The organism is Streptomyces sp. IBSBF 3136, from assembly GCF_036815105.1.
Lineage (GTDB): Bacteria > Actinomycetota > Actinomycetes > Streptomycetales > Streptomycetaceae > Streptomyces.
In genome coordinates this window covers 1-12,422 of sequence record NZ_JAJSZC010000044.1, presented here as the reverse complement: position 1 = coordinate 12,422, position 12,422 = coordinate 1, and the positions used below count along the sequence as shown (strand labels likewise).

The window sequence follows — 12,422 nt, the reverse complement described above, 5'->3', positions numbered from 1 at the left end:
GGAGCACACCGACGCCGAGGAGGTCGCTGACGACGTCGACCTGCTCGGTGGCGCGTGCTGCTGGGGCCCGGGCGGGCATCCCTTCCGCATCGCCACGCTCGTCTGAGTCCTCGCTTTCCGATGAGCGCCCGTTTCAGTTCCTGGCGAGCGCCCCTTGCACCGGCTCGCGTCCGGGGCGGCGGTCGCCGCGTGGGGGACGCTGGGGCCACAGAAGGACGTACGCCGCCGAGCCCAGGCAGAACGCCAGGCGGATGAAGCCCCGGGTGGCGTCCGACGGGATCAGCAGGGCGCTGCCGTACAGGGAGATCAGGGCGATCCAGCTGACCCACGGGACCAGGCGGCGCTGGCCGATCGAGTCCCAGATCAGGGTGCCGAGCAGGACCGAGGCGTTGTAGTACGTGTACACGCTGGGGTCGAGGACGATACGGGCGTCGGCCGCCAGGAACACCAACGCCGACCAGCGTCCGCGTCGTACTGCCAGGGCGCCCAGGCCCATGCCGAGGGCCAACTGTGCGGGGCGGTCCCACCAGGGGGTCCGGGGGTCGTCGACGCCGAACCAGCGCAGTGAGGACGCGGGCTGGTTGGGGATCGTGAAGCGGGCCGCGTGCAGAGTTTCCAGGTGGGTCAGGTAGAAGGGCAGCCAGGCCACCGCCACCAGGCCGAACGTCCAGGCCGTGGCGCGCAGGCGGGGCGGGCAGGGCAAGGCGAGCAGCAGGGGCAGGAAGCCGACGGCCCATGGCTTGGAGTCGACCGCGAGAGCCAGGAGGACGCCCACCGCCGTGGCGTTGCCCCGGACCAGTGCGCGGACGGCAAGCGTGGTGAAGAACAGGGCGAGGACGTCGTCGAGGTGGGCGAAACGGACCGCGACCTCTACCCACATGGGGATGAATGCGGCGCCGGCGATGAGGACACGTTGCTGGAGGCGCTTGTGGTTGACGCCCGTACCGAGGTAATGGTCGGCGGCGGCACGGCCGACCAGGACGAGCATGTAGAGGCCGAGGCCGGACATGAACGCGTCGGCGAGCTTCTCACCGAGCTCGGCGGGGAAGGGTGCGAAAAGTCCGGCGACCAGGAAGCTGACGGGACCAATCTGCAACTCGGGGTGGTTGGCGTAGAGGGCGAGTCCGCCGCCGTTCGCCTGGCCGAAGAGCAGCTGCTCACCCTGTCGAAGATAGTGCCAGGACACGGCCGCGTGCCGTTCGGCCACCGCGAACCAGACGACCGTCCACAGGGTGAGCAGCACGATGTGCCACCGCACCGGGTAACGCCCGAATTGCACGATCCTCCGTCCTTCCCGTCACGCCGGTCACCCTTTCCCGCCCATCACAACACCACCCGGTAAGAGCGGGTTCGGAGGCCGCGGGTTCCTTGCGTGCGGCTCGCCAACGGCCTTTACCCGCCGAGCTGTTCACGCGGGTGCTGCCGAAGCGACCCACGCTCGCAGTCCCGGTGGCCGGCGTGGCAGGCGCCGTGCTACCCGGCTGCGAGTGCGCCTCCGTGCCGGTCGCGAACAGCCTGATTTGCCGGGGTGTCACCCCGGCCGCCGCCTTCGCTTTTCTACTCACCGCGCCCGCGATCAACCCGGTGGTACTGACCGCCACCGCTGTAGCTTTCCCCGGCAGTCCGGCGATGGTCGTGGCCCGGCCTGCTCGCCTCGCTCGCGACCGCCGCCGCGATGGGCTGGTTGTGGCTCTGGCTGGGCCGGGAGGAATGGCTGCGGCCGGCCGACCGTCCGGCACACCGGTCACCGGCACGGTCACAGCCGGTGGACCGAGTTCCGTCTCGGCTTCCAGCACGACCTCCTGCACGCCGGGGGCTTCCTCGTCCTCGGTGCCATGGCGGCGGCCACCTTCAACGTGACCGTGCCGCGCTCCGTCCTCGACACGTTCTCCGGATTACCGAGGTGGTCGGTCCTTTTCCTGGCCGGACCGGCTGTGGTGCTGGCGGTGTGCTCGGAGGCCGACGCTTTCGTCGCGGCATCGTTGACCGGGTTCTCGCCGACCGCGCGGCTCGCGTTCATGGTGGTCGGGCCGATGGTCGACCTGAAGCTGATCGCGCTTCAGGCAGGGACGTTCGGGCGGGAGTTCGCCTGGCGTTTTTCCACCGCGACCACCGTGGTGGCGGTCGCCGCCAGCGCACTGATCGGAGGCGCGCTGCTGTGAGACGCCCCGTACAGGCGTCACTCCTGGTCCTGACCGGCGCCGGTCTGCTGCACTCCGCGGTCCTCACCGACCTCTACCTGCGGTACGTCAAGGAAGGGCTGCGCCCGCTGCTGATCATCTCCGGCTTCCTGCTGGTGCTGCTCGGCCTGGCGGGTGCGGCGCTCGACAGGGGATGGGATGAGCATGCCGACGACGGGCACGGTCACTCCGGCGCACCGCGCATCGCCTGGCTGCTGTTCATGCCCGCGCTGAGTCTGCTCTTCTACGCCCCGCCGGCCCTCGGCGCGTACACCGCGGCACGCTCGAACGACAAGGCGGTCAAGGAGCACAACCAGTTCGCTCCGCTGCCCGCGACCTCACCGCTGCCCATGACCCTCACGGACTTCACCGCCCGCGTCCGCCAGGACCGCGCACTGGCCATCAAGGGCCGCACCATCCTGATGACCGGCTTCGTCACCCCGGCCAAGCAGGGGGACGGCTGGTATCTGACCCGGATCATCTTCACCTGCTGTGCGGCGGACTCGCAGTCCGTGAAGGTACGGATGTACGGGACTCAAGCCCCATCCGCCAACACCTGGCTGGCGGTGACCGGCACCTGGCACCCGAAGGGCACGCTCGGCACAAGGGCCGCCGAAGCCGCCCTCGACATCCACGGCACCAGACCGATCACCCCACCGGGTCCATGCCTACACGGACGACCGGCCGCTCACACCCGACTCAGCAGCCAGCAGCGAACTTAGGGCTGCACGAGGTGTGCAGGGCGAGGGGGGCGTAGGCCGTGGGCCGGGCTTACAGCGGCCGAGGCCGTCCGCCGCGCTACTGCTCGCCGGTGCACCGGCGCCGGGCATGGGAGGGCCGCTCCGCAGAGACCGGGGCCGAGCGCCTGGTGAGCGAAGGCGGGCGCACCCGTGAGCGCCCCGGCCGAGTGCTGCGGGAGACGGGACATTGGACCCCGCCGCGCGGTGTCCTAAGCTGCGCGGCCCCCCTTGCTCGCGAAGCACCGTCCAGTCGCAGCCGCGCTGCCACGACTGGACCGGCACCCGTCGGGCATAGCGGGAACTCACGTCGTCGGCTCCGTACGGAACTCTCATTCGACTTGGCCCGCTGGGAGTGGCCTGTCGGGCTCACCGATCGCCATACCGCTGTCGTCCGGTTGATCGAGACCACCGTCGGCCGCCAGGGACAGCTGCCCTCGATGCGACGAGGCGCTGCAGCGTCTCCCCCGCTTCGGCGGCCGGGTCCTCGTACCTAGCCCATGATGGGGCCCACGGACGCGTGGCCCAGGTGACGGACCCGGACGGCGCGCGGTTCGCGCTGCTCCAGCGCCCTCGCTGACGTCCGGGTCTCCGGGTGGTGACCAGCGGTTGAAGTGGCCGGTGGTACGCGTGCGACCGTGGGTGTGGGACACACGGACGTACGCCGTGGCCTCAGGAGCCGGTCCGCTTCTCGATCCGCTCCAGGGCCTGCCCCAGGTATTGGGCGAAGCGCGGGTGGTTCTCGCTCATAGGGAAGTGGCCGATCTCCTTCATCTCGATGAACTCCGCTCCGCGGATGGCCTCTGCGGTCCGGCGCCCGTCCTCGGGGGTGGTGAGGTAGTCGTACTCGCCGGTCAGCATGATCACGGGACACCGGTCGCCGTCGATGTCGTCCAGCCGGTCCCTCAGATCGTGGTCGACGGAGTAGAAGTACAGGTCGCCCTTGAACGCCTCCGATCCCTGGGTGTAGTAGAACCAGGTGGCCCAGCGGTCCTGCTCCGGGGACTGCGGTGCCATGAGGTCCCACACGCCGCTGGCGCACACCTGGGCGGCATTGGCGTGGGGATGCTGCCACCAGTCGAGGTAGAAGCCGGGTGAGTAGTCCGCGCCCTCGACGGGGATCACCGCTTTGAACCGGTCCGGGTGCCGCAGGGCTAGTTGCAGGGCCACGTTCCCCCCGAACGACGACCCCATGAAGATCGGGTCCTGCAGTTCGAGGGCGTCGCAGAAGGCGACGATGAAGGACGTGAAGTGGTCCGCGGTGAGTCGATACTCCTCCTTCCACCACTCCTGATTCGACGGCGGGTCCGACTTGCCGTGCCGGGGGAGGTCGTAGGCGATCACCCGGTAGCGGCTGGTGATCTCCTCGTCCTCGAGGAGGCCCCGCCACTGGTGGTTGTGGCAGCCCGCGGTGTGCTGGCACACCAGAGGCGTGCCCTGCCCGTTCTCCAGGTAGAACACCTTGTACTGTGCGTCCTCCACGTCGATGGTGACGTAGTGGCCGGTGACCGGAGAGATCCTGCCGCTGACCATGGGGAGCTCCTATGTCTCACGAGAGGATGGGGCGGGACCGGCCTCGTCCACCGGCCCGAGGGGGCCCGTGACGCGCAGCAGCTCCAGCTGCCGGGTCACGCAGCGCAGGTTTTGCATGAGCACGAGCAGGTCGCCCTCCAGGCGCATGCCCCGCCGGAACGTGGCCGCCCAGATGCCGTGGCACATCGGCGGAGGCGTCTGCCGGCAGAAGCCCTGCCATGTCTCCGCGTCCGCGCGGATCGCGAAGTCGTAGGCCGCCAATGGCTCGGGGTCGGTGATCAGTTCGTCCACCTTTCCTTTGTGCATCCGCACGAGGAACCGGTGGGGGTCCATGTCCAGCAGGAAGCTGCACGAGTAGTACGTGCCGTGAGCCTGCAGTTCCGGATCGTCGTCGCTCAGCCGGCGGAACTCCTCCGCCGCGTCGGTCGTCGTCGCTGATGTCATGTGTCACCTCGAGACGTGTCGTCGCTGGCGTACGCCGGGACGTCGCACCGGCACGGTGACCGGCCGGCGCGGCCGACGGCCACTTCCCGGCCTCGCTCCTTCCAGCCTGGGCATCCTGTCAGCCGCCCGCAATCCGGGTGCCGGGCCGCCGGGCAGACCGCAGCAGCCCAGCCGCGTCGCGGCGCCACGCTGCCTCCCCGCGGCCAGATGTCCGCTTTATGAGCGGGCACGCGGTGCTGCGCGTTAAAGGCGGGCGCGCCGGTGAAGAGCTGCTGCGCGAGCAGCGCTTCGGCAGCCTGGCGGGTACCCCCGATGCGGCTCTGCCTTGTCAGGACAGCGGGGCTGGGGGTGAATCGAGAGATCCGGTTTTCAGTGCTCGCGTGACGATGCCCTGGGCGGTGCGCTCGGTGATGTGGCAGGCTGCGGCGATGTCGCGCAGACGCAGGTCGCCATCGCGTGCGTCCCCCGATCCATACCTTTCTTCGTGGGCTGATCCATCGTCGAGGCGCGCGACGCCGGCGGCCGACGCAGCCGCGCAGCTCGGCCAGTAGCCGCAGAGCGGTGACGGACGTGCGCTTCTCGGCGCCGGTCGTCGGCCCGGAGGGGGTGGCGGTGGCCGAGTTCCGGGTGCTCGCCGAGGAGGAGGGAGCGCCGTCCACCCTGGCGGGCTGCGTGTTCGCGCGGTTCGACGAGGCCGGTCTGGCGGTCGAGACACGGCACTACTGGCACACCAAGGACGGTCACGAGGAGCCGGCCGGCGACCTGTCCTTTCTCCGACCTTCCCTCCAGTCCGACCAGTCGGTATGTTCATGAGGCCCGGATCGCGGCGGTGCGGCCCGAGCTTCCGGCGGAGGACGGAGGGGTCCATGGCGGAACGTGAGCCAGTCGCGCGGGGACACTGCGACGCGCGGTTCGAGGCGGTGCGGACGGCGTTCGAGGAGAACTTCCGTGAGCGGGGGGAGCTGGGCGCCGCAGTCACGGTGACCGTCGGCGGCGAGGTCGTGGTGGATCTGTGGGGCGGCTGGGCCGACGCGGACCGCACCCGGCCGTGGGAGCGGGACACCCTGGTCAACGTGTGGTCGACCTCGAAGGGCCCGACCGCGCTGTGCGCGCACCTCCTGGCGGACCGGGGGCTCCTCGACTTCGACGCGCCGGTGGCCGAGTACTGGCCCGAGTTCGCCGCGGCCGGTAAGGAGAAGGTCCTCGTACGGCATCTGCTGTCGCACCGGTCAGGCCTGTCGGGCCTGCGCGAGCCGCACTCGGTCGAGCAGCTCTACGACTGGGGGCTGACGACACGGCGGCTGGCGGCGACGGAGCCGTGGTGGGAGCCGGGGACGGTGTCCGGCTATCACGCGATCACCTTCGGCCACCTGGTCGGGGAGGTCGTACGGCGGATCTCGGGGCTGGGGCCCGGGGCCTTCCTGGAGCAGGAGGTGACCGGGCCGCTGGGGGTCGACTTCACCATCGGCCTGCCCGAGAAGGCGGCGGGGCGGGGCGCCGAGCTGGTGCATCCGCCGGCCGCCTCCGACAGCGAACAGGCCGCGGCCTTCGGCCTGTTGACGCCGGCGGTACTCGCCGCGCTGGCCAATCCCCTGGTGGGCGCGGCCGAGGCGAACACGCCGGAGTGGCGGGCCGCGGAGATCCCGGCCGCGAACGGCCACGGCACGGCGCGGGCCGTCGCCGCCCTGTACGGGATCTTCGCGGGACGAGGGTCGTACGGCGGCCAGCGCGTACTGTCCCCCGAATCGGCGGAGCGGGTGCGCGAGGGGCAGGGCAGGTGCCGGGACCTGGTGCTCGGTCCCGGACTCGGCACCATTACGGAGATCGGGCTCGGCCTGTGGCTGAGCGGGCCGAACGGCTCCTACGGGCCAAACCCGAGGGCTTTCGGGCACGACGGCTTCGGCGGCTCCTGCGGACTGGCCGACCCCGAGGCGGGGGTGTCACTGGGGTACGTCATGAACCGGATGGGGCCTCATATCGCCGACGACCCGCGGAAGATGGCACTGGTCGAAGCCCTCTACCGCGCCTTGTGACCCCGGGTGCGCGGCGGGTCGGTTTCGGCCGAACCGCCCGCCCACCCTTCTCTGGTGGTTTAGACCAATGCTAGATATGGTGGCGCACCGCGCCCTCACGGCTACCGGCCTCCGCCGGGACCGCTCGTCTATGCCTGGACCGGTTCAACCAGCCAGGGCGCCGGTGCGGGCTGCGAACTCGTGGACGCCCTCAATACGGGTCGGCCCGTACAGCAGCCCGGATGTCAGCGCCCGCAACGAGGGCCGGCGCACCTCCTGCGGTGCCTCCCGCTCGACCCGCCGCAGCGCGGCGAACGTCTGCTTGCCGTCTCCGAGCGCGTTCCACATGCGGGCGACGTCGCTCCATGTCCGAGCCCGCCGCTCCGCCGTAGGCATCCGGTCCACGTTCAGCCGGCGGGCTACCCGTACCGCCTCGTCCGGCGTCCCCAGCGCGTTCAGCACACTGAGGGGATCGTGGCGGCAAGGACGCCGGTGTACTCGGTCGTCGGTGACTGCGCGAGCAGCAATTCCGGGAGTAGTGGGAGGACGGGGGTGTCCGGGCGGCGACGTATCGGCCGTACCTGCGACCACTTCCTCACCGCCCGGTCGGGCTGCCGGACCGGCCCGGTCAGCGCATCTCGAAGTCGTCGTAGTGGAAGCCGGGTGCGACGATGCACGAGACCAGCACCGGCTCGTCGCCCTCGCACCGGGCGGTCTGCCAGGCGCCGGCCGGGACGAGGTACTGGGGCCGTTGCCCGCGTTCCACAGCGGGACCGAGGAGCACCGTCCGCGCCGGGTCGGGGTCCGGTTCCGGGTCGGGGCCGTGGCCGCCGAGCCGCAGGGTCAGGGGGTGGCCGCGGTGCCACAGCCACATCTCGTCCGACCTAACCCGGTGCCAGCGTGAGACCTCACCGGGATGGAGCAGGTAGTAGATCCCGGTCGCGCAGGGGCGCACGGCGCGGCGGCCGTACGCGAGGGTCTGCGCCTCGGTCTGCCAGGTCCGCCGGAACCAGCCGCCCTCGGGGTGCGGCTCCATCGCCAACTGCTTCACCAACGGGGAGATCACGTTCATGGCGACCAGCCTGCCCGAACTCCCCGGCCGGCGCGTTCGGTGCTGATGGTGCGGAAGCGACCGCGCATCAGTTGGTCCGGGAATCGACGCGCACCGCCACCTCACCGTGGCCGTGGCGAGGCCGGGAAGGGGCGGTCCCGGCCGTTCGGGCCGGACGAGGAGGCGCCGCCGCCGTCAGGAACGACGGCAGGGGAACCGACGGCTGCGCCGTCCTCGCCCGGCGGCCAGCGCGCCCCCCGCCGTCTCCGCCGCGCCGTCCGGTTCGGGCGGTGCGTCAGCCGTCTTGGCCGGGCGAGGACCGGGTTCTGGCGGGCGCTCGGCCGAGAGGGGTTCGGTTGCGGATCGGCCGGTGCGCGTGTTGAGGGCGCCTTACAGGCTGACGACGACGAGGGCGGTGTCGTCTGTGACGCCTTCGGCGGGGATCAGGTCGTTGATCACGGCGTCGGCGAGGGCTTCGGGGTGGGTGAGTTTTCGGTAGCGGGTCAGGGCGTCGGTGAGTTGGGTGAGGCCGGTGTCGATGTCCTGGTGCCGGCGTTCGATGAGGCCGTCGGTGTAGAGCAAGAGGGTGTCGCCGTCGGTGAAGGCGGTGGTGGCCTCGGGCCGGGGCTGGGCTCGAAGGCGGCGTCCAGCGGGGGGTCGGTGGCCTGGTCCAGGAGCTCCACGGTGCCGTCGGTGCGGAGCAGGGCCGGGGGAGGGTGGCCGACGCTGGAGTAGGTGATGAGGTGGCGGCTGAAGTCGATGAAGGCGTTCACGGCGGTGGTGGACTTGGCGCCGGGGAGGGAGTGTGCGCAGCGGCCGAGGACTTCGAGGGCCTGCGCGGGGCCAGTGGCGACGCGGGAGGTGGCGGACAGGGCGCTGCGGAGCTGGCCCATGACGCCGGCGGCCTCCAGGCCGTGGCCGACGACGTCTCCGACCGCGACGGCGATTTTGTGGCCGTCGTGGATTTCGACGAGGTCGTACCAGTCGCCGCAGACGTTGAGGGAGCCGACCGCGGGCCGGTAGCGCACAGCGACCCGGTGAGGGCCGACAGACGCCGGGACGGGAAGCATGGCGCGCTGCAGCGCGAGGGCCACCTCCCGCTCGCGGGCGTGGGCGCGGCGCAGGCGTTCGTTGACTTCGTGCAGCTGCGGCATCCGGCTGAACAGCTGGCCTCGAGCCGGCGGGCGCCGTCGGGGCGGCTGGTGGCGCGCAGGAGTTCGGTGACTTCCTCGACGCGGTGGATCACCAGGGCGATGTGGCCGTCCGCTGCGAAGACGGGCGCGTTGACCGGGCTCCAGTAGCGCTCCTCCCACTGGCCCGGGCGCTGCGCGGATTCCACGTCGTAGCGCTGCAGGTCCATGGTGTCGATCTCGCGGTTGGCCAGCACCGCGCGCAGGGACTCCTCCAGATTGCGGGCGCCGGAAGCTGACGGGTCCCGCGGGTTGGAGGGGAAGACGTCGAAGGGGTAGCGGCCCACGACCTGCTCGCGGCTGCGGCCGGCCGGCGCAGGAACGCGATGTTGGCGTCGGCGAAGACCAGGTCGGGAGTCAGCAGGGCCACCGCACCGGGCAGCGCTTGGAAGACGGCCGCGTAGTCGATAGCCGTGCACGCACAATGAGGATGAAGGGTGCGAAAGGGCCCATCGGTGCCACCGGTGCCTTTGAGTCTTCGCTCGGCCCAGGCCCGGTGCCAACCACGGCCTGCCGGCCCGGCCTGTCGCCCTGCCGACCGTGGCCATCCGCGGCGGCGGCCCTCGCCCTGGCGGCCGCCGCCTCTTTGGCCGGCTCCCTCGTCTTCGCCACCGCGCGCCCCGCCCGGGCCTGGCGCGCGGTGGCACGCCGCCCGGACCCGCTGGGCGTGCTGCGGCCGCCCGCCATGCGCCTGCTGCTGTGCGCGCTGGTCTTCCTCGGCGGCATGGTCGGGGCCCTGGACGTTGCCGTCACCACCCTCGCGCCGCCGGGCACCTCGACGGAGGCGGTCGGCTGGATGTCCAGCGCGATCCTGGGCGTGGCCGGCGGCACGGCCCTGGCCGGCCCGCTCGGCGGGCACTTCATCCTCCCGCTGCTGGCCGCCGCCCTGTGCGCACTCCTGCTCTCGGCCCTCACCACGCCCGCGGCCGCACCGGCCGCCGTCTGAGCCCGGACACACCACCGGGGGAGTGGTCCCACCTCACGGAACGGCACCCCCGATCACCACGCCGGGCACTGGCACGCCCGGGCCCGGCACCGGTTGCGGGCCGCTGCCCGCCTGGAGGCTCCCCTGTACCACCACCGAGCAAGGGGAGATTGCCGTGCCGTTCCCGTCCGTCCTCCGCCGCACCAAGCCCGCGCACCGTGCCCGGGCCATGGCCCTGGCCGCCTCCTCGATGCTCGGACTGTCGCTCGCCGCGGCCGCGCCGGCGAGCGCGGTGACGGGCTCCGCGTGCACCCACCAGGTCAAACTCGACACCCGGGTCACCGCCACCGTCAACTTCCGCACCGGGCCCGGCACCAGCTACACCAGCCTCGGGCTGCTCAACAAGGGCCAGGGCGTCTACTGGGCCTGCAAGGGCAACTGGGGCTACCTCAAGCCCTACTACGGCGCGCACAAGGGGCAATAGGGCTGAGTGAGCCGCACCTACATCGACGTGCCGATGCAGACCTCCTAATGATGTTGTCCAGCCGCTGATGTGACGGGGAGTGCATGCTCGTAGTTCTTCCCGTCACGGATCAGGGCCCATAGGACGTTGACCCGCCGACGGGCCAGGGCGAGGACCGCCTGGATGCGTCGCTTGCCTTCGGCTCGCTTGCGCTCGTAGAAGCGGCGGGATTCCTCGCAGCTGCGGATGCTGATCAGCGCCGAGGTGTAGAAGACGCGCTGGAGGCCGCGGTGATAGCGCCGGGGGCGGCGCAGGTTGCCGCTGACCTGGCCGGAGTCGCGGGGCACCGGCGCGACTCCGGCCAGGCTGGCAAGGCGATCCGGTGTACTGAAGCGACTCCGGTCGCCGGCGGTGGCGGCCAGGAACTCTGCCCCCAGGAGCGGGCCGATGCCGGGCATGCTGGTGATCACTTCAGCGAGCTCATGCTCGCGAAACCGGGCCGCAATGAGCTTGTCGATCTCGGTGATCTGCTCGTTGAGGCCCATCACCTCCTTTGCCAGGGTGTGGATCACCTGGGCGGCGATCTTCTCCCCGGGGACGGCGGTGTGCTGGCGTTCTGCAGCCTCCAGGGCGGCTTGGGCCAGGGTGTCGGCGCCGCGGACCTTGCGGTTGCGCAGCCAGGCTTCCAGGCGGCTGCGGCCGGTCCGGCGCAGGGCGGCCGGGGTCTGGTAGCCGGTCAGCAAGACCAGCGGACCGACGTTGCCCATGTCCAGAACGCGCTCCAACGCTGGGAAGATTCCGGTGAGTTGGCTACGCAGCCGGTTGATCCTGCGGGTGCGGTCAGCGGTCAGCGGTCAGCGGTCAGATCGGAGCGGCGGTCGGTGAGGATCCTCAGCTCGACGGCGTGCTCGTCGCCCGGCCGGATCACGGCCAGGTCCCGGCGCATCCGGGCCTGGTCGGCGATGACAACGGCGTCCTTCGCGTCGGTCTTGCCCATGCCCCGGAAGGCCAGGTATGTAGACCAGCTGCTGGCCGTGGTTGAGCAGCACGTTGATCAGCAGGGCGGCCATGCCGTCGGCCACATCGACCGCCCAGAGCACGTCCTCGTCTATGGCCAGGACGTCGGCGAGCAGGGCCAGCAACTCCGGTTCGTCGTTCAGGACCCGGCGCGAGAAAAGCTTCCTGCCCTCGGCATCCAGGACCACGCAGTGGTGGTGGGTCTTGCCGATGTCCGTGCCCGCCCAGATCTGGGCCACCTGTTCCTCCGGTCGTTCGATGCGTGCTGTTCGTCCGGACGACCTCGCCAGCGTGGTCCTACTCAGCGATGCACCCGAGGGGCCCGCAACTCCTAATCAGCGGTCGAGTCGTCGTGAGACGCCGGGCGGCCAGGTCAGCGGAACCATCGAGGGCAACCGACTGAAAGCCATACCCGGCGTCTCTGGATCTCTGGACCTTACGACGGCCCGTCCAACCCACCAACAACGTAGGACCGACTGACACCGTCCGCCGGCCCAGGGCCCGCGCCGTGGCACACCCCCCTCCGGGTGCCCGGACGCGGGCCCTGCGCGTTGCCACCCGCGCCGCGCCCTTTGCCGTGAGCCGCCCACGGGCTGTGCCCGCGCGGCCTGACGTCCGCCCGAGTTCCGCTTGGCCCTGGACGCAAGCATTCAGTCCCACCAGTCGTCGCCGGTGTGCCAGCGCCGCACCCAGTCCTCGAAGCCCCATGCCTGGTCGCCGGGCACCGGGATAGCGCCGACGTCGGCGATCATCCACACCTCGCCGCGGCGGGGGCCGGTGATCAGCAGGAGCCAGAACGACGGCCCGTCCTCGGCCCCGAGAACGATGGACCCCTTGTTGAACGCGGCGTTGATCCGCGGGTCCTCGGGG

9 protein-coding genes and 5 pseudogenes are annotated in these 12,422 nt (G+C 71.1%); 6 read left to right on the top strand and 8 right to left on the bottom strand.

Translation table 11 applies throughout. The features are described 5' to 3' along the window. Window positions 1–133 precede the first annotated feature (133 nt). The gene (locus tag V7E45_RS12355; protein WP_333774167.1) at window positions 134–1,279 is read right to left on the bottom strand and encodes a hypothetical protein; all 1,146 of its coding nucleotides are present in this window, start codon (window positions 1,277–1,279) and stop codon (window positions 134–136) included. 116 nt (window positions 1,280–1,395) lie between these two features. On the opposite strand from V7E45_RS12355, the pseudogene V7E45_RS12350 reads away from it, so the two are divergent. Then, window positions 1,396–2,162, top strand: a pseudogene (locus V7E45_RS12350) (permease); the annotation flags it as partial. Continuing rightward, window positions 2,159–2,876 (top strand): annotated as a pseudogene (locus tag V7E45_RS12345) (TIGR03943 family putative permease subunit); the annotation flags it as partial. The pseudogenes V7E45_RS12350 and V7E45_RS12345, both read left to right, overlap by 4 nt. Window positions 2,877–3,589: 713 nt before the next feature. Here the strand turns inward: V7E45_RS12345 and V7E45_RS12340 are convergent. Both V7E45_RS12340 and V7E45_RS12335 read right to left on the bottom strand, forming a co-directional pair. Further along, entirely contained in the window at window positions 3,590–4,450 is an 861-nt protein-coding gene (locus tag V7E45_RS12340; RefSeq protein WP_333774166.1) for an alpha/beta fold hydrolase, read from the bottom strand. Window positions 4,451–4,459: 9 nt separating this feature from the next. Further along, a complete protein-coding gene (locus tag V7E45_RS12335) occupies window positions 4,460–4,894 on the bottom strand; it encodes a hypothetical protein (RefSeq protein WP_333774165.1) in 435 nt (144 codons plus the stop codon). Window positions 4,895–5,455: 561 nt separating this feature from the next. Here V7E45_RS12335 and V7E45_RS12330 point away from each other — a divergent pair. Next, entirely contained in the window at window positions 5,456–5,707 is a 252-nt protein-coding gene (locus V7E45_RS12330) for a hypothetical protein (RefSeq protein WP_333774164.1), read from the top strand. 53 nt (window positions 5,708–5,760) lie between these two features. Continuing rightward, window positions 5,761–6,927, top strand: coding sequence for a serine hydrolase domain-containing protein (locus V7E45_RS12325; RefSeq protein ID WP_333774163.1), 1,167 nt, complete (start codon window positions 5,761–5,763; stop codon window positions 6,925–6,927). 144 nt (window positions 6,928–7,071) lie between these two features. Here the strand turns inward: V7E45_RS12325 and V7E45_RS12320 are convergent, their stop codons facing one another. The 3 genes and pseudogenes from V7E45_RS12320 to V7E45_RS12310 all read right to left on the bottom strand — a co-directional run bounded on the left by V7E45_RS12320 (window position 7,072) and on the right by V7E45_RS12310 (window position 9,556). Continuing rightward, window positions 7,072–7,368 (bottom strand): hypothetical protein, encoded by a 297-nt coding sequence (locus tag V7E45_RS12320; RefSeq protein WP_333774162.1) that lies wholly within the window; start codon window positions 7,366–7,368, stop codon window positions 7,072–7,074. Between the two features lie 166 nt (window positions 7,369–7,534). Beyond that, complete coding sequence (locus tag V7E45_RS12315; protein ID WP_333774161.1) at window positions 7,535–7,978, bottom strand: cupin domain-containing protein; 444 nt, start codon at window positions 7,976–7,978, stop codon at window positions 7,535–7,537. Window positions 7,979–8,347: 369 nt separating this feature from the next. Then, a pseudogene (locus V7E45_RS12310) lies at window positions 8,348–9,556 on the bottom strand (PP2C family protein-serine/threonine phosphatase). A 177-nt stretch (window positions 9,557–9,733) separates the two neighbouring features. On the opposite strand from V7E45_RS12310, the gene V7E45_RS12305 reads away from it, so the two are divergent. Then, window positions 9,734–10,093: a hypothetical protein gene (locus V7E45_RS12305; RefSeq protein WP_333774195.1), complete on the top strand. Its 360-nt coding sequence runs from the start codon at window positions 9,734–9,736 to the stop codon at window positions 10,091–10,093. Between the two features lie 154 nt (window positions 10,094–10,247). Next, window positions 10,248–10,556 (top strand): hypothetical protein, encoded by a 309-nt coding sequence (locus tag V7E45_RS12300; RefSeq protein WP_333774160.1) that lies wholly within the window; start codon window positions 10,248–10,250, stop codon window positions 10,554–10,556. A gap of 44 nt (window positions 10,557–10,600) precedes the next feature. Here the strand turns inward: V7E45_RS12300 and V7E45_RS12295 are convergent. Next, window positions 10,601–11,791, bottom strand: a pseudogene (locus V7E45_RS12295) (IS110 family transposase). 411 nt (window positions 11,792–12,202) lie between these two features. After that, a pseudogene (locus V7E45_RS12290) lies at window positions 12,203–12,422 on the bottom strand (SMI1/KNR4 family protein); the annotation flags it as partial.

Excerpts from the sequence above, each read along its gene's own strand:
- V7E45_RS12340 (WP_333774166.1), bottom strand. The coding sequence starts at position 4,450 with ATGGTCAGCGGCAGGATCTCTCCGGTCACCGGCCACTACGTCACCATC.
- V7E45_RS12335 (WP_333774165.1), bottom strand. The coding sequence starts at position 4,894 with ATGACATCAGCGACGACGACCGACGCGGCGGAGGAGTTCCGCCGGCTG.
- V7E45_RS12325 (WP_333774163.1), top strand. The coding sequence starts at position 5,761 with ATGGCGGAACGTGAGCCAGTCGCGCGGGGACACTGCGACGCGCGGTTC.
- V7E45_RS12315 (WP_333774161.1), bottom strand. The coding sequence starts at position 7,978 with ATGAACGTGATCTCCCCGTTGGTGAAGCAGTTGGCGATGGAGCCGCAC.